18 protein-coding genes are annotated in these 24,625 nt (G+C 41.5%); 8 read left to right on the plus strand and 10 right to left on the minus strand.

Annotated features, from left to right (window positions below; all coding sequences use genetic code 11):
- Position 1 precedes the first annotated feature (1 nt).
- Together CRO16_RS11215 and gcvP are read right to left on the minus strand one after the other, a co-directional pair.
- On the minus strand, positions 2–1,060 hold the full coding sequence (locus CRO16_RS11215) for a 3-oxoacyl-ACP synthase III family protein (RefSeq protein ID WP_097056499.1): 1,059 nt from the start codon (positions 1,058–1,060) through the stop codon (positions 2–4).
- Positions 1,061–1,286: 226 nt separating this feature from the next.
- A complete protein-coding gene (gene gcvP, locus CRO16_RS11220; RefSeq protein WP_097056500.1) occupies positions 1,287–4,136 on the minus strand; it encodes an aminomethyl-transferring glycine dehydrogenase in 2,850 nt (949 codons plus the stop codon).
- Positions 4,137–4,243: 107 nt separating this feature from the next.
- Between gcvP and CRO16_RS11225 the strand changes: the two genes are divergently transcribed.
- Positions 4,244–5,065, plus strand: coding sequence for a UbiA prenyltransferase family protein (locus CRO16_RS11225; protein WP_245859016.1), 822 nt, complete (start codon positions 4,244–4,246; stop codon positions 5,063–5,065).
- On the opposite strand, the gene CRO16_RS11230 is transcribed toward CRO16_RS11225, so the two are convergent.
- The 5 genes from CRO16_RS11230 to CRO16_RS11250 form a co-directional block, all read right to left on the minus strand.
- Positions 5,048–5,311 (minus strand): hypothetical protein, encoded by a 264-nt coding sequence (locus CRO16_RS11230; RefSeq protein WP_097056501.1) that lies wholly within the window; start codon positions 5,309–5,311, stop codon positions 5,048–5,050. The two genes, CRO16_RS11225 and CRO16_RS11230, sit on opposite strands and share 18 nt — an antisense overlap.
- 1 nt (position 5,312) lies before the next feature.
- A complete protein-coding gene (locus tag CRO16_RS11235) occupies positions 5,313–5,864 on the minus strand; it encodes a sigma-70 family RNA polymerase sigma factor (RefSeq protein ID WP_097056502.1) in 552 nt (183 codons plus the stop codon).
- Positions 5,865–5,973: 109 nt separating this feature from the next.
- Entirely contained in the window at positions 5,974–8,007 is a 2,034-nt protein-coding gene (locus tag CRO16_RS11240; RefSeq protein WP_097056503.1) for a M3 family metallopeptidase, read from the minus strand.
- Between the two features lie 203 nt (positions 8,008–8,210).
- Positions 8,211–8,696 carry a 5-(carboxyamino)imidazole ribonucleotide mutase gene (purE, locus tag CRO16_RS11245; RefSeq protein ID WP_097056504.1) on the minus strand — a complete coding sequence of 162 codons (486 nt, stop codon included), beginning with the start codon at positions 8,694–8,696 and terminating at the stop codon, positions 8,211–8,213.
- 53 nt (positions 8,697–8,749) lie between these two features.
- On the minus strand, positions 8,750–9,904 hold the full coding sequence (locus CRO16_RS11250; RefSeq protein ID WP_097056505.1) for a 5-(carboxyamino)imidazole ribonucleotide synthase: 1,155 nt from the start codon (positions 9,902–9,904) through the stop codon (positions 8,750–8,752).
- A 129-nt stretch (positions 9,905–10,033) separates the two neighbouring features.
- Between CRO16_RS11250 and CRO16_RS11255 the strand changes: the two genes are divergently transcribed.
- The 3 genes from CRO16_RS11255 to CRO16_RS11265 are packed head-to-tail and all read left to right on the plus strand — an operon-like array spanning position 10,034 to position 12,766.
- Complete coding sequence (locus tag CRO16_RS11255) at positions 10,034–11,143, plus strand: adenylate kinase (protein ID WP_097056796.1); 1,110 nt, start codon at positions 10,034–10,036, stop codon at positions 11,141–11,143.
- A gap of 33 nt (positions 11,144–11,176) precedes the next feature.
- Positions 11,177–12,184, plus strand: a complete 1,008-nt coding sequence (gene obgE / locus CRO16_RS11260) for a GTPase ObgE (RefSeq protein ID WP_097056506.1) — start codon at positions 11,177–11,179, stop codon at positions 12,182–12,184.
- 60 nt (positions 12,185–12,244) lie between these two features.
- A complete protein-coding gene (locus CRO16_RS11265; RefSeq protein WP_097056507.1) occupies positions 12,245–12,766 on the plus strand; it encodes a DUF4136 domain-containing protein in 522 nt (173 codons plus the stop codon).
- An 82-nt stretch (positions 12,767–12,848) separates the two neighbouring features.
- Here the strand turns inward: CRO16_RS11265 and CRO16_RS11270 are convergent, their stop codons facing one another.
- Genes CRO16_RS11270 through CRO16_RS11280 form a run of 3 tightly spaced genes read right to left on the minus strand, consistent with a single transcriptional unit; the run spans position 12,849 to position 20,189 of the window.
- Complete coding sequence (locus tag CRO16_RS11270; RefSeq protein WP_097056508.1) at positions 12,849–14,534, minus strand: OmpA family protein; 1,686 nt, start codon at positions 14,532–14,534, stop codon at positions 12,849–12,851.
- A 13-nt stretch (positions 14,535–14,547) separates the two neighbouring features.
- Positions 14,548–15,486, minus strand: coding sequence for a PorP/SprF family type IX secretion system membrane protein (locus CRO16_RS11275; protein WP_097056509.1), 939 nt, complete (start codon positions 15,484–15,486; stop codon positions 14,548–14,550).
- 20 nt (positions 15,487–15,506) lie between these two features.
- Positions 15,507–20,189 carry a gliding motility-associated C-terminal domain-containing protein gene (locus CRO16_RS11280; RefSeq protein WP_097056510.1) on the minus strand — a complete coding sequence of 1,561 codons (4,683 nt, stop codon included), beginning with the start codon at positions 20,187–20,189 and terminating at the stop codon, positions 15,507–15,509.
- A gap of 353 nt (positions 20,190–20,542) precedes the next feature.
- Between CRO16_RS11280 and CRO16_RS11285 the strand changes: the two genes are divergently transcribed.
- The 4 genes from CRO16_RS11285 to CRO16_RS11300 are packed head-to-tail and all read left to right on the plus strand — an operon-like array spanning position 20,543 to position 24,624.
- Positions 20,543–21,898 carry a UDP-N-acetylmuramate--L-alanine ligase gene (locus tag CRO16_RS11285; protein ID WP_097056511.1) on the plus strand — a complete coding sequence of 452 codons (1,356 nt, stop codon included), beginning with the start codon at positions 20,543–20,545 and terminating at the stop codon, positions 21,896–21,898.
- Positions 21,899–21,947: 49 nt separating this feature from the next.
- Positions 21,948–22,649, plus strand: coding sequence for a RadC family protein (gene radC / locus CRO16_RS11290; protein WP_097056512.1), 702 nt, complete (start codon positions 21,948–21,950; stop codon positions 22,647–22,649).
- 9 nt (positions 22,650–22,658) lie between these two features.
- Positions 22,659–23,948, plus strand: coding sequence for a polysaccharide deacetylase family protein (locus CRO16_RS11295; RefSeq protein WP_097056513.1), 1,290 nt, complete (start codon positions 22,659–22,661; stop codon positions 23,946–23,948).
- Positions 23,935–24,624 carry a YjjG family noncanonical pyrimidine nucleotidase gene (locus CRO16_RS11300; protein WP_097056514.1) on the plus strand — a complete coding sequence of 230 codons (690 nt, stop codon included), beginning with the start codon at positions 23,935–23,937 and terminating at the stop codon, positions 24,622–24,624. Before CRO16_RS11295 ends, CRO16_RS11300 begins: the two co-directional genes overlap by 14 nt.
- The last annotated feature ends 1 nt before the right edge of the window (position 24,625 follow it).

Consider the following 24,625-nt stretch of genomic DNA (forward strand, 5'->3'; position numbering starts at 1 on the left):
CCTAAAACTGGTACACGATGCAGTTGATGTTCATTCCCGCTCCTACACTGGCCAGAAGGATGACATCACCCTTGTTTACTTCCTGGCCTTCAAGTTTGCCTTTCAGGATGAGGTCGAGCAGGGTCGGAACTGTGGCAACAGAACTATTCCCTAATTTCTCAATGGTCATTGGCATAATGCCTTCGGGAGGAGTTGTCTTGAACAGCTTATAAAATCGCTTTATTATTGCCTCATCCATTTTTTCATTGGCCTGGTGGATAAGGATCTTTTTTACATCTTCAATGCCTTTTCCACTTTTTTCAAGGCAGGATTTCATAGCATCCGGTACGTGGCTGAGAGCAAATTCATAGATCTTACGGCCATGCATTTTGATATAACGGCGCGAATCTGCCGATTCGCGGTTGTTGGATTTTCCAAAGAAAATGTAATTAGCTTCCTCAAAAGCATAGGTGGCACTTTCGTAAGCCAAAATTCCTCCTTCTTCCTCACTGGCCTCCACAACGGTAGCTCCGGCACCATCTGAATAGATCATGGAGTCACGGTCATGTTTGTCAATTACCCTTGAAAGAGTTTCAGAGCCAATAACCAGGCATTTTTTAGCCATTCCTGCTTTGATGAAAGCTTTGGCCTGTATCATGGCTTCAACCCATCCCGGACATCCGAATAGAATATCATAGGCTACGCAACGCGGATTTTTAATCCGGAGCTTGTGTTTAACACGGGTTGCAAGGCTGGGGACGGTATCGCTCTGCATATCGTTGTGCAGTACGTCACCATAATTATGGGCAACAATAATGTAATCCAATTCTTCCGGATCAATTCCTGAATCTTCTATTGCATTATTGGCCGCCAGGTAAGCGATATCTGAATTGGTCAGTTCATTATGAACATAACGTCTCTCGGCAATACCGGTAATAGCTTTAAATTTCTCAATAATTACAGTATTGGACTGATCAAAATTTCGACCGTCTTCATAAAGGAATTCATGTTTTTGAAAATCTGAATTCTTTTCAACTCTGCCTGGGATATAACTTCCTACCCCGGTTATTTTTATGCTCATTCTCTGTCAGTTATAGGGTTGACATCTTTCAAAAGTAATAAATGTCTCTGCGCTTTTCCTATATTTTTTTCATTAAAAATCGACTTTTGCGGCATCCTTAATAGGAGGAGCCATAAAATCAAATATGATAAAAAATCATACCAAAATATTATTAATTTGTTAAATAGCTGTTAAGGCTAAGAAAGTTTCAAGAAAAAAACCGGAAGCAATGCTCCCGGTTTTCTTTTTAGTCTTCCATGTATTCCTCTATTGGAGCACAGGTACAAATAAGATTTCTGTCTCCAAAGGCTTCATCTACTCTTCTAATTGCCGGCCAGAATTTATTTTCTGAAAGGTAATCAAGTGGGTAGGCTGCTTTTTCACGGGAATATGGGAAATCCCACTCATTGGCAGTTAACATGGCCAGGGTATGTGGGGAATTCTTCAATACATTATTAGGTTCGTCTGCCGAGGCTTCATCGATCTCTTTTCTAATAGATATAAGAGCATCACAGAACCTGTCTAATTCAGCTTTGCTTTCACTTTCGGTAGGTTCAATCATAAGTGTTCCTGCAACCGGGAATGAAACCGTAGGGGCGTGGAAACCATAATCGATCAGCCTTTTTGCAATATCTGTTACTTCTATTCCTTTAGTTTTAAAAGGACGACAGTCCACGATCATTTCGTGAGCTGCTCTTCCGCGTTCTCCGCTGTATAAGGTCTTATAGTGCTCTTCAATTCGGGCCTTAATGTAATTGGCATTCAGGATCGCGTATTCTGTTGATTTTTTTAATCCTTCAGCTCCAAGCATTTTGATATATCCGTAGGAAATAAGGCAAACCAAAGCCGATCCCCAGGGAGCTGCCGAAATTGCAGTAATTGCATTATCACCTCCGGTTTTGATCACCGGGTTGCCCGGTAAAAATGGTACAAGCTGCTCTGCCACACAAATTGGTCCTACTCCCGGACCACCTCCACCGTGTGGAATGGCAAAAGTCTTGTGCAGGTTGAGGTGACATACGTCGGCACCAATAGCACCGGGGCTGGTGAGACCTACCTGCGCATTCATGTTTGCGCCGTCCATGTAAACCTGACCGCCGTTTTCGTGAATGGTATTGATGACCTCAATAATTGCTGATTCAAAAACTCCATGGGTAGAAGGGTAGGTCACCATTAAAGCTGCAAGGTTGTCCTTGTGCTTCAATGCTTTTTCTCTGAGGTCATCGACATCAATATTTCCAGATTCGGTAGATTTTGTTACCACCACTTTCATCCCGGCCATAACTGCCGATGCAGGATTGGTCCCGTGGGCAGAGGATGGGATAAGGCAAATATTCCGGTGGGACTCACCTCTTGATTCATGATATGCACGAATAACCATTAAACCTGCATATTCTCCCTGCGCTCCACTATTAGGTTGCAGCGAAGTTCCTGCAAATCCTGTGATCTCGTTAAGCTGTTGTTCCAATTTCTTAAGCACAAATTGATAACCCTCTGCCTGCTCAATAGGAGCAAAAGGGTGAAGATTTCCCCATTGTGGATAAGTGATAGGAAGCATCTCGGCTGCCGCATTAAGCTTCATGGTACAGGATCCCAGAGAGATCATGGAGTGAGTAAGGGAAAGATCCTTACGTTCCAGCTTTTTGATGTAACGCATCAACTCTGTTTCTGAATGATACGAATTGAAAACTGCGTTGGTCAGGAATTCGGTTTTACGCTCTACAGAAGCAGGAATATGGTTGTTTTCTGAAAGTTCAGAAACTGTGATCTTGTCTTTTCCTGCAGCTTCAGCGAAGATGGCAAGAATAGTATTTACATCATCAATGTTTGTAGCTTCATTAAGTGCAATGGCTACGACATCTTCAGCAGGATAATAGAAATTAACCTCATTCTTTTCAGCGACTTCTTTGATCTTAGCTGCATCAGCTTTAATAAGAACCGTATCGAAAAAAGAGGAGTTTAGCTGAGAAAAACCTAATTTTTCAACATTTTCAGCAACAGTTACTGCCGTGCGGTGCACTCTGTTTGCAATAAACTTAAGTCCGCGGGGACCGTGATAAACAGCGTACATTCCGGCCATTACTGCCAGGAGTACCTGTGCGGTACAAATGTTAGATGTTGCTTTATCTCTTTTGATATGCTGCTCCCTGGTTTGAAGCGCCATTCTCAAAGCAAAGTTTCCGTCGGTATCTTTGGTCACCCCAATGATCCTTCCGGGAATACTTCTTTTATATTCTTCTTTGGTTGCAAAGTAAGCGGCGTGTGGTCCTCCGTATCCTAACGGAATACCAAAACGCTGAGTAGTACCCACAACTACATCCACTCCAAATTCTCCCGGAGCGCGTAATTTTACAAGACTTAAAATATCGGCTGCAACAGCAGTTTTAATATTGTTTTCTTTTGCTTTAGCGACAAACTTTGAATAGTCGTAAACATGGCCCATTCTTCCCGGATACTGAAGAAAAGCTCCAAAGAATTCTGCTGAAAAATCAAATTCTTCATGATCTCCTATAACAAGTTCAATACCCAGCGGAATGGCGCGGGTTTTTAGAACGTCAATGGTTTGCGGAAGCACAAGTTCAGAAACGAAGAATTTATTTACTTCATTTTTCTTCTGGTCCCGCTCTCTTACCTCAAAAAGTAAAGACATAGCCTCGGCAGCAGCCGTACTTTCGTCCAGCAGAGATGCATTGGCCAGTTCCATTCCGGTAAGATCTGCAACTACTGTTTGAAAATTCAGCAGTGCCTCCAGTCTTCCCTGTGCAATTTCAGCCTGGTATGGGGTATAGGCAGTATACCATCCCGGATTTTCAAGTATATTACGCTGAATAACCGCCGGAGTGATAGATTGATGGTACCCGAGACCTATGTAAGATTTAAAAATTTTATTTTTGGCAGCAAGGGAAATGCTGTGTGCGAGATATTCAGACTCACTCATGGCAGGTTCCAGTTCAAGATCCTTTTTGAGGCGAATATCATCGGGAAGGGTTTCGTAAATTAACTGATCTATAGAGTCTGCTCCAACTGTCTTCAACATGTCCTGAAGATCGTGTTCACGCGGGCCTATATGTCGTTTAGCAAAAGAATAAGTATTCATTAAATAAAAGTTGTGTTTGAAGGAGCGAAAATACGGAAAATCAACCTATTTTTTAATGAATTTAAAGGGCAAGATGTGTTAAGTTTTTAAGGGGTCTAAGACAAAAAATGGGAGCTGCAAAAAAGCTATTTAATTTCTATATCAACAGCAGCATACATGTGGCTTTAGCAGTAGTTTCCCTGGTCCTTATCACCTGGATAAACTTTGAAATTCCCTTAGAAAAAAACCTTTTGTTTTTTATCCTTTTTGGAAGCATTTGCGGTTACAACTTTGTAAAGTACGCCGGCATTACGGGTTTGCACCACCGCAGCCTTACCAAAAGACTCAGATTTATTCAGGTTTTTACACTTTTATGCCTGGTTGGGTTATTGATTTCAATTTTCCTGGTGGAAATTCAGGTGCTTTTGTGGAGCGCTTTCTTCGGATTATTCACCCTGCTTTATGCGTTACCTGTTTTCAGCAAACGCCGCAATCTTAGGAGCATCTCAGGAGTCAAGATTTTTATCATTGCTTTTGTATGGGCGGGAGTCACAGTAGTATTGCCGGTATTACCTTTCAAAAATAGCATTTTTGACACCCTTCTGCCGGAATTCCTGCAGCGGTTTCTCCTGGTGCTGGTGTGGATCCTGCCTTTTGAAATAAGAGACCTAAAATATGACCTGGAACAACTGGGGACTTTGCCGCAACGCATTGGAGTAACCAAAACAAAGGTCCTTGGAATAATCTTATTGCTGGTGGTAATTGGTCTTGAATTGTGGAAAAGTACTGCGACTGTCGCTTCAATATCGGCAATTATAATTATGTGCTTGGTAACAGGATTGCTGGTATGGTCCTCTAAAGAAAGACAAAGCCGCTATTTTGCTGCTTTTTGGGTGGAAGGTATTCCAATAATGTGGTTGGGATTGTTGTGGCTATTCAGTAGTTTTTGAATTTCCGTTCTTCATGTGTTGTTTAAAGATCTCTTTCTGTTCGGCTGAACATGGTTTAATATCTGCCTTTTTAATCAGGCCCGTTAGCTTCCGGTTGTTTTGGTAATAGTCTTTGCAGGTCTTACAAAAAAAGAGATGAAGTTTAAGTCTTAACTTCTCCCGCAGGTTTGCTTCTTTATATTCTGCTTTATTGCAAACGCTGGCTGCCTCTCTGCAGCTAAGTTTCATAATACTTATTCCCTTCATACTAAAACCAGTTTTTCTCCAGGCATTTGGCCAGAGAAGTTCTGGCTCTATGAATGATCACCCAAAGGTTAGACGGACTAATATTGAATTCATTACAAATGGTTTCTGTGTCTAAACCATCAATTGTTTTCATTTTGAAGATCTTTGCCTGCTTTTCATTGAGCTGGTCCAGGCAATCCAGAATGGCAAGACCCAGTTCCCGATTCTCCATTTGATCTTCGGCAGTCATGTCAGAAAGATCTGCAACCCGCTCTTCCAGCCAGTCTCCCTCATTATCGCTGTCGGGAAAGTTCATTTTCACTTCGGCCTGACCTTTATTTGAATTGGATTTGCGGTAATGATCAATGATCTTTCGCTTAAGAATAGAGATCAACCATGTCCTTTCCGAAGCTTCCCCTTTAAAATTCTTCATGGAATTTAAACCCGCCAAAAAGGTTTCTGAAATAATATCATTCGCCACCTCCCGGTCATTTACCCGCACGATAGTATAATTGAACAGGTAATCTGAATACCGGTCAACCCATTTTTCCGGATCAAGTTGGTTTTCTTCCATTTTTGGATGGTTGGAGTCTCTCAAAAATAGGAAAAGATTTAGTTAATACTTTCTCAAGTTTCACTAAACCTTTTTCTATTGCTGCGGAAAGAGCTGATCCTTCCCTGAATTATTTCTTCGGAAGCAATCCTGCCCGTCGTAAAAGGGCTTCCGGGGCAGCCTCTCTCCCCCTGAAGCGTTTGTACAAGGTCAATGGATGCTCTGTGCCGCCCCTGGAAAGAACCGTCTCCCTGAATTTGTCTGCAGTTTTCCTGTCAAAAATGCCATTTTCAGTAAAGAATTCAAAAGCATCGGCATCCAGCACTTCTGCCCATTTATAGGAATAATAGCCCGCAGCATAGCCTCCCTGGAAAATATGGGAGAAAGAGGTACTCATGCAATTCTCTTTAACTTCGGGATATAATTGTGTGGGTTCAAAGGCCTTTTCTTCATGCGCCTTTACATCTGTAATGCCAGAAGGATCCTGCCCGTGCCAGCTCATGTCAAGCATTCCGAAGCTAAGCTGTCTTAGTGTTGCCATTCCTTCATGAAAAGTAGCCGAATCCTTTATTTTTTGTATCAATTCCTCCGGAATTATTTCCCCGGTCTCAAAATGTTTAGCGAAGAGTTTTAAGGCTTCTTTTTCATAGCACCAGTTCTCCAATACCTGGCTTGGCAGTTCCACAAAATCCCAGTACACATTGGTTCCCGAAGTACCCGGATAAGTAGTATTAGCCAGCATCCCATGTAGGGCATGACCAAATTCGTGGAAAAGTGTCGTCACCTCATTGAAGGTTAGGAGGGAAGGCTCCTCCTCTGTGGGTTTTGTGAAATTGCAGACAATGGAAATATGTGGTCGCTCTTCTTTGTTGTTTAGGCGGTATTGAGATTTATAAGAGGTCATCCATGCGCCGCCGCGTTTTCCTTCCCGGGGATGAAAATCGGCATAAAACAAGGCTATTTCTTTTCCGGCTTCGTCTGTGACCTTATAAGTAGTGACTTCAGGATGATAGACCTCTACATCAAAAACCTGCTCAAAGTTAAGACCGTACAATTTTTCAGCAACTAAGAAGACGCCGTTGATCACCCTGTTAAGCTCAAAATAAGGTTTTAGCTTCTCGTCATCAAGATCAAAAAGTTTTTGTTTCAGTTTTTCTGAATAATATGCGGCATCCCATTTTTCGAGTCGGCCGATCGCATCAAGCTCTCTGGCGAAATTTTCTAATTCCGAAAATTCCTTTTGAGCAGCAGGTTTGGCTTTTTCCAGAAGTTCCTCCATAAAAGAATTCACTTTTTCGGGGGTTTCGGCCATACGCTCCTCAAGAGTAAAATGAGCATATGTCGGATAGCCTAAAAGATTGGCCTTTTGATGCCTGAGTTTCACAATTTTTAGGACATTCTCCTGGTTGTCCAGTTCATCCCCGTGAAATCCTTTGGCCCCAAATGCTATTGCCAGTTCTTTACGCAATTCCCTATTCTTCGCATACTTCATGAAAGGAATAAAACTGGGGTAATGTAAGTTGAAGATCCAGCCTTCTTTATTCTTTTCTTTTGCCAACATTCTTGCCGCAGTTCTCACTCCTTTAGGCAATCCTTCGAGGTCTTCCTCTTTGGTGATATGCAGTTCATAGCGGTTGGTCTCTGCGAGCACATTCTCACCAAAATTGAGACTTAAAGCGGCAAGTTCTTTATCGAGCTTCCTTAACTGCTGTTTTTGTTCCGCGTTAAGGTTGGCCCCGTTGCGGGTAAACATCTTGTACTTCTTGTCAAGGAGCGTACTTTGTTCCACGTTGAGGTCCAGAGAATCCCTTTGTTCATAAACAGCTTTCACTTTTTTGAAAAGTACAGGATCCTGGATGACGTCATTTTTAAAATCTGTCAACACCGGAGAGATCTCCTGCGCCAGCTTCTGGATCTCATCATTGGTTTCGGCTGAATTTATATTAAAGAAAATGCTGGTGATGCGATCCAGTTTTTCTCCTGCAAAATCCAGTTTTTCAATGGTGTTTTTAAAACTGGGGGCTTCAGTAGAAGCGGTGATCTCTGCTATATCTTTCCTTGCAAGCTCAATGGCCTCCTCTATTGCCGGTTTGTAATGTTCTGTTTTTATTTTCATGAAAGGAGCAGTATCGAACGGCTCCAAAAGCGGGTTTCCTTTTATCATAAACAATTTTATATTACCTTAATAGAGAGTCATTTAACTAAATTTTTAGAAAAAATTGGTTTTTTTCTAAAAAAATTCTTTACTTCACCTTATCAAAAATATTAACGATAGTAGCTTTAGGTTTTTGATTAATATATTTAGAATGGTTAATAAATACTATTAAAACAACAAATGCTACTTCAAAGCCACGTGAAAGCGTGGCTTTACTTTTTTATTTCCTTTGCGCCTTCCAGTACTTTCTGTTTCAGGCTTTCCTTGTAAGCTACAATTTTTTCCAGAATTTCTGAATTTGCACTACCCAGGATCTGAGCTGCCAGAATTCCTGCATTTTTAGCACCATTAAGCGCCACAGTGGCCACGGGTACGCCGCCAGGCATTTGAAGAATCGATAGTACAGAATCCCACCCGTCAATGGAATTACTCGATTTTACCGGCACTCCGATGACCGGAAGTGGAGAAAGGGAAGCGATCATTCCCGGTAGGTGCGCGGCGCCCCCGGCGCCGGCAATGATCACTTTGATGTCGCGATGATGAGCATTTTTTCCGTAATCGAAAAGTTTGTCGGGGGTACGGTGGGCAGAGACTATATCTACTTCGGTCTCGATCCCAAAAGATGCTAAAATGTCGATGGCTTCCTGCATTACCGGCAAATCGCTGGTGCTGCCCATGATGATCCCTATTTTGCTCATGTTATAAAGTTTAGACCTCTCAGATTTTAAAAACCTGAAGGTCTGTTATATTATTAACTTATTACTCTTATAGTCTTTTTAACTTCTTCAGCAATCTTCCTGGCTTCAGAAAGATCTGCATTTACGATCGTCACATGTCCCATTTTTCTGAAAGGCCGCGTGATCTTCTTTCCGTAGATGTGGGGAGTGACGCCCTTTAGTTTCAGGATCTCTGAAATGTTCTCATAAACGACATTTCCGGTATAGCCTTCTTCGCCAACAAGATTTACCATCACGCCGCCGGCTTTGCTTTCTGTTTCTCCAAGGGGAAGATCAAGGATCGCCCTTAAATGTTGTTCAAATTGGTTGGTAAACGCGGCTTCTATGCTGTAATGCCCGCTATTGTGTGGCCTTGGCGCTACTTCATTCACCAGGATCTCATCCTCTTCGGTTTGAAACATCTCTACCGCAAGTAGACCCACATGTTGATATGCTTCGGAAACTTTTTCGGCCACTTTTCGAGCCTTTTCAGCTACGGAAGCATCTATACGCGCCGGACAAATTACATATTCCACCTGATTGGCTTCAGGGTGAAATTCCATTTCCACAACTGGATAAGTTTTTACTTCTCCTGAAGGATTTCGTGCCACGATCACTGCCAGTTCGTTCTTGAATGGGATAAGGTCTTCGGCAATACACTCAGTTTCCGGAAGATCTTCTGCAGCATCCATATTTTTTATTATCGCAACACCTTTTCCGTCGTACCCGCCTGTGGTACTTTTCCAGACCAAAGGCAGCGAAATTTCTCCTTTTTGAAGCCCTTCCAAAAATGCCTTTTTTGAAGGGCATTTTTTGTATGCGGCTGTCGGAATTTCGTGGCTGCTGAAAAAATCCTTTTGCACTCCTTTATCCTGGATCCTCTTCAGGGTTTGTGAGGATGGATAGACTTTCTTGCCTTCAGCTTCCAGTTTTTCAAGCGCGTCAACATTGACCCCTTCAATCTCAAAGGTTATTACATCTGCCTTTCTTCCGAAGTTAAGCACTGTATCATAGTCCATGAGATCGCCCCGTGTGAATTCGTTACAGGCAATGCGGCAGGGAGCTTCTGCACTTGGATCAAGTACAATAGTTTGTATATCAAATTTCCGCGTTTCGTAAAGCAGCATCTTGCCCAACTGGCCGCCGCCAAGGATCCCGAGGGTGAAATCTGAAGAAAAGAAATTCGTCATTAAAGCGGTGTTTCAGCAAAAATAATTTTAAAAATCAAGAATGCCGCAAGATTCAATTAGAAATGCGCAGGCATTGACATGATGAGTTGAATGGAATATGTATCTTTGCTTCCCAAAAATAATTTTGTTTTGGTACAATTACACGATCTAAAATTTACCCCTTTTATTTCTGAATCTGAGATCAATGCAGGCATCGAGAAGGTGGCTGCGCAGATCAATGCCGATTTTGAAGGAGAAACTCCGGTATTCCTGGGGATCCTGAATGGCGCTTTTTTGTTTGCAGCCGAACTTATAAAAAAGTTTAAAGGAGATTGTGAAGTGCATTTTGTGCGGCTAAGCTCGTATGAGGGTACCGGTACCACCGGAAAAGTGGAATCTTTAATGGGCCTTACCGAATCTCTTAAGGGAAGGCAGGTGATCATTATTGAAGATATTGTAGATACAGGGAATACTATTGAAAGTATAGATAAGATCCTTAAAAGGGAGGAAGTGGAGTCTTATAAAATTGCAACTCTTTTTTATAAACCTGCTGCCTATCATAAGTCTCTTCATATAGATTATATAGGTCTGGAGATCCCAAATGATTTTATAGTTGGATACGGACTCGATTATAACGGCCTGGGAAGAAATCTCACCCAGGTTTATAAACTTAAAAATACTAAAATGACAAACCTCGTGCTGTTTGGACCTCCGGGAGCGGGCAAAGGAACCCAGGCTACCATTCTTAAAGATCATTATAACCTAAAACATATTTCCACGGGAGATGTCTTTAGGTACAATATCAAAAACGAGACTGAACTGGGAAAATTGGCAAAAGCCTATATGGATAAAGGCCAGTTGGTACCCGATACAGTTACCATTGATATGCTGAAGGCTGAGGTGAGACAGGCAAGTGAGGGCAATGGTTTCATTTTCGACGGATTTCCACGTACTGTGGCACAGGCCGAAGCCCTGGAAGAATTCCTGAACGAGGAAGGAACCCAGGTAAGTGCGATGATTGCTTTGGAAGTTGATGATGAGATCCTTGTACAGCGTCTACTTGAACGCGGAAAGACATCGGGAAGGCCCGATGATGCCAATGAACTGGTTATTCGCAAACGCATTAAAGTTTATTACGAAGAAACTGCTATCTTAAAGCAGTTTTATCTGAAAGAAAATAAATATTTTGGAATAAACGGAGTAGGAACCATACAGGAGATCACCAACCGTTTAAAAGAAGTTATTGACCAACTGGTCTAACACCATCCCGGATTCCGGGTTAAGAAAGAAAGAATGACTGAAGGTAATTTTGTTGATTATGTTAAGATCCATGTTTCATCCGGAAACGGGGGTAAAGGATCCGCCCATTTACACCGGGAGAAATATGTAGCCAAAGGCGGTCCAGATGGAGGAGATGGTGGCCGTGGAGGGCATGTGATCTTGAGGGGGAACAAAAACCTTTGGACACTGTTTCATCTTAAGTTCAAAAGACATGTGAAAGCAGGCCATGGAGAACATGGCAGTAAACAACGAAGTACCGGGGCCGACGGGCAGGATGAGATCATCGATGTCCCATTAGGAACTGTTATTCGCGATACTGAAACCCAGGAAGTACTTCATGAAATTACAGAAGACGGACAGGAAATCGTTGTTGCCGAAGGTGGAAAAGGGGGATTAGGTAACTGGCATTTTAAGTCATCCACTAATCAAACGCCAAGGTATGCCCAACCCGGAATTCCCGGCGAGGAGCATGACGTCACTCTGGAGCTTAAGATCCTGGCCGACGTCGGCCTGGTTGGGTTTCCAAATGCCGGGAAATCTACATTGCTTTCAGTGATCACTGCCGCCAAGCCTAAAATAGCCGATTACGAATTCACCACTCTAAAACCTAACTTAGGAATTGTTGAATATCGCGATTTTAAGACCTTTGTGGTAGCCGATATTCCCGGAATTATTGAAGGCGCTGCAGAAGGAAAGGGAATAGGACATCGGTTCCTGAGGCATATTGAAAGAAACTCAACACTGCTATTTTTGATCCCTGCAGATGCTAAAGATATCAAGAAGCAGTACGAGATCCTGCTGGATGAATTGCGCCGCTACAATCCTGAAATGCTGGACAAGGACAGATTGATTGCAATCTCCAAAAGCGACATGCTTGACAGCGAATTAAAAGCAGAAATTAAAAAGGAACTTGACGGAAGTTTGGGTGCACCTTATATTTTCATTTCTTCTGTAGCACAACAGGGACTTACCGAATTAAAAGATAAACTTTGGGAGATGTTGAACAAGGAGACTGTATAATTCCTTGTTAATCTCTTAATTGTCAGGAGTGTTTTCTTTATTTTTAAGGAAAACACTGTTATGAAATCATATTTTTTTATAGGTTTATTTTTCCTTTTAGTCTCCTGTGGCGGGACTCAGGTGGTTTATGACTACGATCAGCAGGCCAACTTTTCAGAATATTCTTCCGTTGCTATTTATCCCGAGATTCGAACCGGATTAAGTCCATTAGATGAGAAAAGACTCCTTAGCAGTGTCGAAAATGCGCTTAGGGAGAAAAATTTGTACAGTTCCCAAAATACTGATCTATACCTCAATATTTACACAGAAGAATACCAGGAGCAAAGCGGAAGCAGCCTGGGAGTAGGTGTGGGTGGAACCGGCAGGAATGTCGGAGTAGGGGTGAGCGGAGGTATTCCTATAGGAGGACCTCAGACCTTCCTGAGACTAACATTTGATCTTATCGATGTAGAAACTGACGCTCTGGTATGGCAGGCGGTCGTGGATAGCAAGTTTAACTTTAATGCTTCTCCTGAAGAGCGACAAAATCGCTTTGATGCTATAGTAGAAAAAGCTTTAGAAGGTTACCCTCCAAAAAGGTAATTCCGTAAACTAATTTTAAACTTCGTCAAATTAAAAAGGCCCTGATCTCTCAGGGCCTTTTTGTGGTTAGTTAGTTAGATGCCTAATTTTCTTCTTCCTGCTGTTGTGCTTCAGGTTGATCCTGGAAATATTTTGTATCTCCTGTGATCTCTGTGAATTCACTTCTTCGGTTCTTAGCATATTGTTCGTTTGTACAACCTGTAGGTTGAGTACAATCGTTCAACGGAACTTCTTCTCCATATCCTTTTGGTACCAATCTATCTCTGCTGATACCATTTGTCACAAGGTATTCAAGAGTAGACTCAGCACGTCTTTGAGAAAGATCCATGTTATACTTATCGCTTCCGCGAGCATCCGCGTGAGATCCAATTTCGATCTTTAACATTGGGTAGTTCTTCATGATCTCCACCACACGGTTAAGAGTTGGTTCAGACTCAGGCTTAATGGTAGCTTTGTCAAAGTCGAAGTAGATATTACCTACACCTGCGATCTGTCTTCTTCCGGTTTCAGGATTGATCTCCATTTCTTCCTTCGGAAGTACAGGCTTCTTGTATTCTTCACGACTAAAAGCGTAAAGATTGTCAGATCCTCTTCGGTTAGATGCAAGGTATCCCTTTTCTTCTCCTTCTTTCAACACATAAGCGAAATCGTCAAATTCAGAATTCAGCGTGTTACCTAAGTTTTGAGCTTCTGAGAAACCAGTACCTTCAGCTTCAGCTTTGAAAATGTCAAGATTTCCGAAGCCGATACGACCATCGGTTGCAAAGTAAAGAGTTCCGTCATTGGCAATGTATGGGAACTGCTCACGGTTAGCAGTGTTTACATTAGGTCCAAGATTTACGGGCTCTCCAAAAGTGCCATCTTCGTTAACAGCCACTTTGTAGATGTCAAAGGAACCTAATGAACCGGGCATATCGCTCGCAAAATAAAGCGTTTTCCCATCCTGGCTTAGAGTAGGATGTTCTGTAGAATACTGATCGCTGGTAAAAGGAAGCTCTTCAATGTTTGTCCACTCTCCATTCTCTTTTTCGGCACGGTAGATTCGGATTGTAGCTACAGGAACTTCAGACCAGTCAGTCTTCACTCTTCTCTCGTTGGTACGATCGAAGTACATTACGTTTCCGTCATCAGAAAATGCAGCAGAGCTTTCATGAGTATCGGTATTGATCTCATTTCCGAAAAGTTCGATTTCAGTTAATTTTCCATCATCAGAAATATTAGCCTCATAAAGATCAAGATATGGCTTATTGTTCCATCTGTAGATAGGTCTGTCTGAGTTTCTGGTAGAAGCGAAAACCACTTTATCACCCATGAAGGTAATTCCGAAGTCGGAAGAAGCAGCATTCTGCATTACCTGGTTTGTGGTGTAAGTGTGAGAAACTGCGGTATCCATTTTAGTGGTCCAGTCTTCCCAGTTTACTTCTTCTCCCAGGTATTCCCCAAGGTATTGAGCAGCCTTATCGTTCTTACCCACGGCTCTCAAAGCGTGAGAATAACGGAATTTATACATTGGATCAATGGTCTCAAACTGATCGAATAGTCGGCTGTAGGTATCTTCAGCTTCCTTCATTCGGTTGGTAAAGTAATAGGAGTCGCCTAATTTTTCAAGAACCTCCTGATTCTTATCGGAAACCAAACGGTACTGTTCAGAAGCCTCCATATAAGCTCTTTGAAGGTAGAGCTTATTTGCCTTTTTCACCTGGGAATTTTGTGCGAATGCACCAAATCCAACAAGTAAAATCAAAAGTGTGCTATAAAGTTTTTTCATGTGTCTCAGTTTTTTAGAAGAATCTTGGGGATACGTTATAGCCTTTTGATAGGCCTAGCAGGTCAAGGTCAAACAATACCATGATCTCATGAGTACCGTCGTTGAAGTCACCAAGATTTCCTGTAGTGTAGTCATAGGCATAACCTATTCTAAGCTCTGGAGTCACTCTGAAGTTGACCAGACCACTAACTGTTTCATCAAAACGGTAAGCTACCCCGGCTTCAAAACGGTTGTAAAGAAGTACGTTTGCTGTAATGTCAACAGAAAGAGGAGCTCCTTCTACAGCACGAGCCATAAAAGCGGGCTTTAATTTCAAGTTTGGGTTGAGGTCAAATACATATCCCCCTGTAAGGAAATAATGTATGTTCTCTTCTCCTAAACGAGCTAATCCTGTTTCATTTTCAAGATGCTTTGAAGTGAAGATGTTTGGGGCAGATAAACCAACGTAGTACTTATCTCCAAACCAGTAAGCTCCAACACCAAAATTTGGGAAGGCTTCACTGATGTTTTGCATTGCATCGTCATCCGGATCATTAGTTCTCAGTCTGGAAAGATCTGCATCAAAGAAAGTTACCCCAGCCTTTACCCCAAATGATAATTTTGAAGTTTCAGAAACCGGAAGGACGTAGGCTACGTCTGCGTAAAGGTTATTTTCCTTTACGATGTCACCAATTTCATCGTGAACGATGGAGATGCCTGCTTCCAGCCTTTCGCTTAGCCCGGTGTGGGCAAAGAAATTAGCTGTTTCAGGCGCACCATCCATTCCGGCCCATTGGTTTCTGTAAAGTCCTCCAACGTTGAGCATCCCAAGGTCATCTATCGCATAAGCGGGGTTGATCACGCTCATGTTGTACATGTACTGGGTGTACATTGGATCTTGTTGTGCATTACCCTTTAGTGAAAAAAGGGCAATGCAAACAACTGTAAAAATTTTTATAAAAGAATTTCTCATGTGTTTCGAATATTTCAAAATTATCTGCTTAAGTACAATCTACCTTGAATAGGAGCTGTTTGACCGTCGTTGTAGTACAGGATGTAGAAATAGACACCTGCAGGTAGAACTCCGCTTCCAAAAGATCCTTCGGAAGAAGTTCCATCCCAACCTTCATTTTTAGTTCCAGCTTTTCCGTTGTAAACCGGCTCTCCCCATCTGTTATAGATCTCCATCATGTGGTTTGGATAATTGGAGGAAAGATTATTCACAAAGAAGGTGTCATTCACCCCATCTCCGTTTGGAGAGAAAGCTTCCGGAATTTCGCAGGTTTCTAATGTGATAGTTACAGAAAGTCTTTCTGAACTTTCACAGTCTGAATCTGCACCTGTTGAGGTAGCATAGTAAGTAACTCCGTCTACTAAAGTAGTAGCTGTAGTAAGAGCTTCACCACCGGTTTCAGTTGCATACCAGGTAACATCTCCGTTTGCAGAAACAAACTCTTCAAGATCTGCAAGGGTAGCATTATCTGATTTACAGAAGATATTACCATTCATAGAAAGCGTTGGTGCATCGTTATCATCCAAAGTGACAGTGATGGTCGCTGCAGGTGATTCACATCCTTCTGCAGTAGTTTGAGTAACAAAATACTCACCCTCTACAAGAAGATCTGTTTCAGTTGCTGGAGTTTCAAGAGCTGCATCTGTGTATACCGCGAAAGTGTTTCCATCTTCTACAGTGATATCAAGATCGGCTACGGTATCTCCATTAACCACACATCCATCAAAGTCTGCTACGGTTGGGGCTGCAGGAAGTTCTTCGCAAGGATTCTGATCGTCTTCAAACACTACAGTTACTGTAGCGGAATCTTCACAACCATTATCACTTACAACGGTATAAGTATATACTCCGGCTTCATCTGTGGTAGGATCGAAGGATCCGTCAAAAGTGTTTCCTTCTGCGTCGGTCCATGTTCCACCTTCATCAGGTGTTCCTCCTAACTCATCAAATAGATCAAAAACTTCACTATCTTCTTCTGTAAGAGTGACTGTTGCGTTTTCACCTGCTAATAGGTTTTCAACAACAGTAACAGTCAACTCAACAGAGTCAGTACAATTTCCTGTTCCAATTGTATAGATTGTAGTAAAGTCTCCAAAGTTGCTCTGGAAGTTGTACTGGTCAATTAATTGTTGAATAGTAGGATTAAAGGTACCGTTGGTAGCAACACCATCTTCCAACAGGTTAAGGTAAAGGTTACGGACTCCTGTGTTGCTTAAAGTTCTTACTTCAGAATTACAAAGAGTAACAGCATTATCAGCTCCTGCATTGGTAGTGTTTTCAGCAACTGTTACAGTAAAATCTGTAGAATCAGTTCCTGTAACACAAGCTCCGGCGTCCTCTTCACTGACGGTATATGTTATCGTGTAATCACCTACTGCTGAAATATCAAGAGCACCATCGGTAATTTCATTTCCATCAGCATCAAAGAATTTTCCTCCTTGCGAAGAATCATCAGCTAAATATGTATAAAGATCAAGTGCAGTCTCGCTGGTACAAACCTGGAAATCTTCAATAGTTCCAGCATTAGCTTCTTCAACCGGAATGATAGTCACTGTTAAGTCAACAGAAGCTGTACATTCTCCTTCTGTAAGGGTGTAGGTGGTAGTGAAATCTCCTAATCCATCCTCATCATCTGCATACATTGCCAAAAGTTCCGCAGGTGTTGGATTGAAAGTTCCTGTTGTTGGTACGCCTGGGTCCAAAAGTACCAGATAGAAGTTTGTTAAAGTCTCTACATCAGAGAAAGTTTCAGCATCGACTTCAGTCTCACAGATGGTAACGCTATTATCTGTACCTGCATCAACGACTCCTTCACATTCAGAATCGGTAACTACAACAGTCACTGTTGCAGAATCCATACAACCTTCGTATCCTACGGTGTAAGTAAAGCTACCAGCTTCATCTGTTGCAGGGTCAAAAGTTCCGTTTCCAGAACTCCATGTTCCTCCTGGTAGAGCATCTTCTCCAAGGTAATCGAATAGATTAACGGGCTCATCTTCTGTAGTCAATTCCACTGTAGCGTTCGCTCCTGCTTCGGCTTCAGTAACTATGTTTACTGTAAGGTCGTAAGATTCACCACCAACTGTATAAACAGTAGTAAATTCTCCCAGACGATCTTCATCTGCCTGATACATTTCAGAAATTTGTCTTGGGGTAGGATTGAAGGTACCATTTGTAGCTACTCCTGTTGGAAGTAAACCTAAATAAAATTTCCTGATTTCATCAAAACTTGGAAAGAATGTATCAACATCTCCCTGGCATACGATCGCGTATCCAGAACCTGGAGTTGTTGGGTCAGTTGGGTCAGTTGGATCGGTAGGGTCGTTAACAATTACAGTTACTGTTGCGGAGTCCATACAACCTTCATATCCTACTGTGTAAGTGAAAGTACCTGCTTCATCTGTAGCAGGGTCAAAAGTTCCGTTTCCAGAACTCCATGTTCCTCCTGGTAGAGCATCTGCTCCAAGGTAATCGAATAGATTAACGGGCTCATCTTTTGTAGTCAATTCCACTGTAGCGTTCGCTCCTGCTTCGGCTTCAGTAACTATGTTTACTGTAAGTTCGTAAGATTCACCACCAACTGTATAAACAGTAGTAAATTCTCCCAGACGATCTTCATCTGCCTGGTACATTTCAGAAATTTGTCTTGGCGTTGGATTAAATGTACCATTGGTTGATACACCTGCAGGAAGTAATCTTAGATAGAATTTCCTGATTTCATCATAGCTTGGGAAGAAAGTATCTACGTCTCCCTGACATACAATTGCGTATCCTTCAGCCGGTGTTGGATCTGTAGGAGGGGTTGTTGTAACAGTTACAACAACATCAGCAGAATCAGTACAATCTCCTGAACCGACAGTATAAGTATAAGTGCCGGCAGCATCAGTAGCTGGATCAAAAGTTCCGTCACCAGTGTTCCATGTTCCGTTTGTATCTGGATTACCTCCCAAATAGTCAAAAAGGTCTACAGGGGTATCGTTTCTATTTAGAGTAACACTTCCATCTTCTCCTGCATCTACGTCCTCGATAACAGTAATAGTGATATCAGCTGATTCTTCACAAATTCCAGTTCCAACCGTGTAGGTTGTTTCTACAAAAAGTTCAGTGGCGCCATTGGCTAATTGGGTTCTAATTTGTCCTTCAGGATCATTAGAAAAGGTGCCGTTTAAATCTCTGTCCCCAATCCAGGCGGCTATAATAGCAAAGCCTTCTTCTTCAGTTTGAGCCAGAAGAAGCTGGCCTGCTATAGCAACAGCCTCAGATTGACAAAATACCAAATCAGCATCCTCACCTGCATTAGCTTCACAAGGAGCTACAGTAATAGTGAAAACAGCGGTATCACTTCCAACTATACATCCAGAAGTTTCATCTACTGTGTAGTTTATGGTGTAAACTCCGGGTCCTTCAGATGAGGGATCAAACATACCGTCAGGGTAGCCTTCGAAAGTTCCGATAGTTTGACCTCCTGAAATTAATCCGTATAGATCCTGAGGTCCCTGAGATAAATCATAAGTTTTCGCTACATCAGCACCTGCATTGGCATCTTCAGAAGCAACAATAGAGATGGTCAAATCAACCTGATCACATCCTACTGTATAAGTTGTTGTAAAATCTCCCAGGCCATCTGCATCATTCTGATATTGAGTGGCTAATTGTCCGGCAGTAGGATTAAAAGTTCCGTTTGTGGGAACTCCTTCTCCTAAAAGATTTAAATAATAATTACGTATAGCATCCTCACTTGGAAAAGTATCCTGAACGTCTAGTTCACACACAATTCCAGGACTGGTAGTTGTAAGTTCAACGGAAGGTGTTACAGTAACAGTTACAGCAAGTCTGTCAATACTCTCACAATTTTCTCCTACTGAAGAAATGAAATAAGTTCTTCCACTTACTAGGGGAGTATTAGGACTTAATTCAGTTTGAGAAGAAACAGTACTGAAATATCGGTTGTTTCCTGTCGCTTCAATATCTCCTAATGTTGGATTGTTGATAGCGCAAAATTCCTGGGAAGTCGGACCTGTTGGAGCGGCTTCAGAATAGAATTGTACAGTAGTTTTCCTTCTATTGGTTTCACAGGATCCATCTGCAGAAACTAAGGCCGCATAATAATCTGTGTTATTTTGAAGTTCTGTTCCTGCAGGAATAGCTGTTCCTCCTGTACGGGTGTAATACCATCTTACCTGGTCTTCATCTGCTGCATTGGTCCTCAGATCATCAATGGTTAACCCGGGTTCATTTACATTTGCAACACAAACCCCAATTACTGCAAGAGATTGTTTTTTCTCTGCAGAAGTCACTGGAGTGGTTGAAGATTTAATTCCTAAGATTTCAGGTTCGCTGGCAATTACTACTGTAACAGCTGCCCGACTGTTCTGACAGTTATTAGCGCTCGTGCCGGCGTAATAAGTTACTCCGCTAACTAAAAAATTTGTAGAAGGTATTGGAGTGTCAGATGTTTGACTCGCATACCATACCACGTCTGTTCCTGAAGTCACCCGAAGGCGACTCACTTCAGCTTCCTGTGAATCACAGAAGTACTGTGTAGAATCTGTCTCACTTACAGTAGGACATGTCTGTCCGTAAGATGAGTAAGTTCCTGTCAATAAAAATAAGGCAAAAAAGAATAAAGGAATTCCATTTTTACCCAGAGTAAAAATTCGCATAGGCTCTAAGTGTTAAATTAAATCAATTTTCATTAAGGTGTATATAGTTCAAAATTTTAAGCAAACATATAATATTAAAACTTAAACTCCTGTTAAGGTGGGAGCTAATGTCGCATCAGCACTTGGGCTGGCTATGTTACTGAAGTAGGGAGGGTTAAAAGTACAATTTTTTCATTAATAAAATATTTTTAGGAATATTTTTACACATAAAAAGTTAAACTTTCCATTCATAGATTAAATGTAACTCACAGTTGGACCTATTAATTGAGATTTTGTTACATAAATTTCTCTTTTTTTTCTTTCTATCTTCCTTTATTTCATCCTTCCCGTATCTTTACACCAAAAATTTTTTAATGTACATTCATTTTATTGCCATAGGAGGTAGCGCCATGCATAACCTTGCCCTGGCTCTTCATAATAAAGACTATAAAATAACCGGAAGTGATGATGCTGTTTATGAACCCTCGCGTACCCGACTTTTGCAAAAAGGCTTGCTCCCTAAAGAAATGGGATGGTTTCCTGAAAAAATAACTGCTAATCTTGATGCTGTCATTTTGGGAATGCATGCCCGTGAGGATAATCCTGAACTTCAAAAAGCAACGGAGTTAAATATTCCGGTTTACTCATATCCCGAGTTCCTTTATGAGCAGTCAAAGGAGAAGACCCGCGTGGTTATTGGCGGTTCCCATGGAAAGACCACTATTACCTCCATGGTCCTGCACGTGCTAAAATATCATCAAAAAGAGGTGGATTACATGGTAGGCGCTCAGCTCGAAGGTTTTGACACCATGGTACATTTAACCAAAGAAAATGATTTCATCGTCCTGGAAGGGGATGAGTATCTTTCTTCTCCCATAGACAGGAGGCCCAAATTTCATCTTTATAAACCAAATATCGCTCTCCTAAGCGGGATCGCCTGGGATCACATCAATGTATTTCCTACTTATGAAAATTATGTGGATCAATTCAGGATCTTCATCGATTCTATTGTAAAGGGAGGAATTCTTGTTTATAACGAGGAAGATCTTCAACTTAAAAAGTTGGTTTCTGAAACAACAAACACCATAAGGAAACATCCTTATCAAACACCGGAATTCCGTGTGGAAGATGAAAAGACCCTGCTTCAAACGCCGGAAGGAGACATGCCTGTTTCAGTTTTTGGAAGCCATAATCTCCAAAACCTTGCCGGTGCGAAATGGATATGTCAACACATGGGAATTGATGAAGAAGATTTCTATGAAGCCATTTCCTCTTTTAAAGGAGCTTCAAAACGCCTCGAGAGAATTGCTGAAACTTCAAAAGCTATTGTGTTCAAGGATTTTGCCCACAGTCCTTCAAAAGTTATGGCGACTACAAAGGCGGTAAAACATCAGTATCCAAAAAAGCAAATTGTGGCTTGTCTTGAACTGCACACCTATAGTAGTCTGAATGCCGAATTCCTTAGGGAGTACCAAGGTGCTTTAAATGCTGCGGATACGGCTGTAGTTTATTTTTCTCCGGAAGCTATTCAAAATAAAAAGCTGGCTCCCGTGGCTGAAGAGCAGATTTTCAATGCTTTTGACAGGAAGGATCTACAAGTTTATACCAATCCGGAAGATTTTCAGAAATTGCTGGAACAGCAGCATTATGAGGACGTGGTTTTACTACTCATGAGCAGTGGAACTTACGGCGGACTTGATTTCAACAAAATTGCGGAGTGGATAAAGTAAAATTTCCTGAAGATTATTTCATTTTCTTATCTTTAAGGAAATTAGGGGAATGGAATCAGAAAAGTTACCTTCTTTTACTATAAAACATTGGGCAGAAGGGGATAGGCCAAGGGAGAAACTGCTTCAAAAAGGGAGGGAATTCTTAAGCGATGCCGAACTTCTGGCAATTTTAATCGGTTCCGGCAACCGTAATGAATCTGCTGTAGAAGTTTCCAAAAAGGTGCTTTCCAAGGCAGGAGATAATTTGAATGAGCTGGGAAAATTCTCGGTTAAGCAGCTCATGGAAGTGAAAAGTATTGGAGAAGCCAAGGCTTTGACCATAGTTGCTGCCATGGAACTGGGACGTCGTCGACGCTCTTCTGAGGCATTAGAAAAGAAAAAAATCAGTTCCAGTTCTTCGGTCTTTGAACTCATGCAACCTAAGATCGGGGAATTGCCCCATGAGGAATTCTGGATCCTATATCTTAATAATTCCAACAAGGTTATCCAGGAGCTTCCATTAAGCAAGGGTGGCATTACCGGTACTCTGGTAGATATAAGAATTGCTTATAAGCAGGCGCTGCAGCTGGGTGCAACGGCAACCATCCTGGTGCATAATCATCCTTCGGGAAACCTGAATCCCAGTACTGCAGACAAACAGTTAACCAATAAATTCAAAACTGCGGGGGAGAGCCTTGATATTAAAGTGCTGGATCACGTTATTGTAACCGAGAAGTCCTACTTTAGCTTTGCCGATGAAGGTTTGCTTTAAATTTAGCCTATGCTGCTGGTATATACTCAGAAAATCACTCCCAGGATCACCTATACCTTTAAAAACCTTTGCACCCATATCCTTGGAATCCCCATAGGTTTTACCTCTAAAATTGAAGAATTTGTAGCTCATGAGGGAATGAAAATTTCCTATGGAAAACAAAGTCTCGGTAATGAGGTTTTTATCCAGAATGTTGACCTGTTGCTGGAACAGGGGATAAGCGATCTAGAGGTTAAGGTGCAGGATTGGGACGGCATTCCCTGTTTTTTTGCTGTGGGGGAAAACAGTTCCCTGCCCTTTGACATTTTTGCTGCTTCCTTTTATCTGCTTAGCAGGTATGAAGAATATCTTCCCCACGTAAAGGACGAGGAGGGAAGATTTCAGGCGAGTGAAAGCCTGGCTTTTCAGGAAGGATTTTTAGAATTGCCGGTGATTGACATTTGGGCAGTGAGATTTCGTGAAATTCTGAAAGAAAAGTTTCCGAATTATGTTTTCCAGGAGAGGGAATTTTCAGCAAATTCTGTTATTACCGTTACTGAAGCTTTCTGCTATCGAAAAAAGGGAATAGTAAGAGTTGTTCTTGGTCTACTTGTGGATCTGCTTCAGCTAAGGCCTAAACATGTGCTACACCGGCTCCAGGTCATGCTTAAGTTCAGAAAAGATCCCTATGATGTTTACTCGCGTTTGATCAGACTTCTGAAAAAGCATAAAGTGGAGATGAAATTCATGTTCCAGGTGAGTGATTTTTCCACTTATGACCGTAACATTAATCATAATCGGCTGGAGCTGCAAAGTCTCATCAAATCTGTTGCCGATTATGCCGAAGTTGGTTTGCAGCCGGGATACTATGCCAATATGAAATTTAAGGTGCTTAAAGAAGAAAAGCAGAGGCTGGAGGATATCATGAAAAGGCCAGTAGTGAGTGGGATAAATAATCATTATAACCTGTTATTGCCAGATTCCTATAATCACATGGTAGAATTGGAATTTAAGAACGATTATTCAATGGGTTATCCTGAAGCAATTGGATTTAGAGCAGGTACATGTACACCCTTTCTTTTTTACGATTTGAATTTTGAAATTACTACTCCATTACTGCTTCATCCATATGCTATAAGTATAGGAGCACTTCAAAAATATAAAGAAACAGAAATTGAATATAAGGTTCGGGAAATAAAACGACAGATAAAACTGGTGAACGGCACTTTAACTGCGGTTTTTAGCAATATCGATTTTTCGGAATATGCCAATTCCAGGATCAATTACACAATTTTAAAGACAGTAAATGAAATTCAGTAACATACGTCACATATTCTTTGATCTGGATCATACGTTATGGGATTTTGATAAGAATTCAGGTCTTGCATTTAATTCGATTTTTCAGAAGCATAAGATCATGGTACCTCTGGAGGATTTTCTAAAGATTTACACCCCAATAAATGAAAATTACTGGAAGCTTTACCGGGAAGACAAAGTGACCAAAGAAGATCTAAGGTATGGCAGGCTTAAGGAATCTTTTGATGGGCTGAACATCAATGTGACCGATACGCAGATAGACCTGTTAAGCGTAGATTATATTGATCACCTGCCCAATCATAACCATCTTCTTGAGGGAGCACTGGAGATATTGGATTATTTAAGATCCTCCTATAAACTACATATTATCACCAATGGTTTTAAAGAGGTACAACATAAAAAACTTGAGAGTTCAGGAATTCTGAAATATTTTACAACCATTACTACTTCTGAAGATGTTGGAGTGAAAAAACCTCACCCTAGAATCTTTGAAACGGCACTTGCCAATGCTGAAGCCAATGTAGATGAAAGTCTGATGATTGGAGATAACCTGGAAGCAGATATTCTTGGTGCTCAAAAATTGGGGATGAGAGCTATTTTATATAATTATTACAAGAATGATTTTTCCAAAGAATTCCACCAGGTATTGGAAATGAGGGAATTGATAAAGTTCCTGTAAT

The organism is Salinimicrobium sediminis, from assembly GCF_900215295.1.
In the GTDB taxonomy this organism is placed as follows: domain Bacteria; phylum Bacteroidota; class Bacteroidia; order Flavobacteriales; family Flavobacteriaceae; genus Salinimicrobium; species Salinimicrobium sediminis.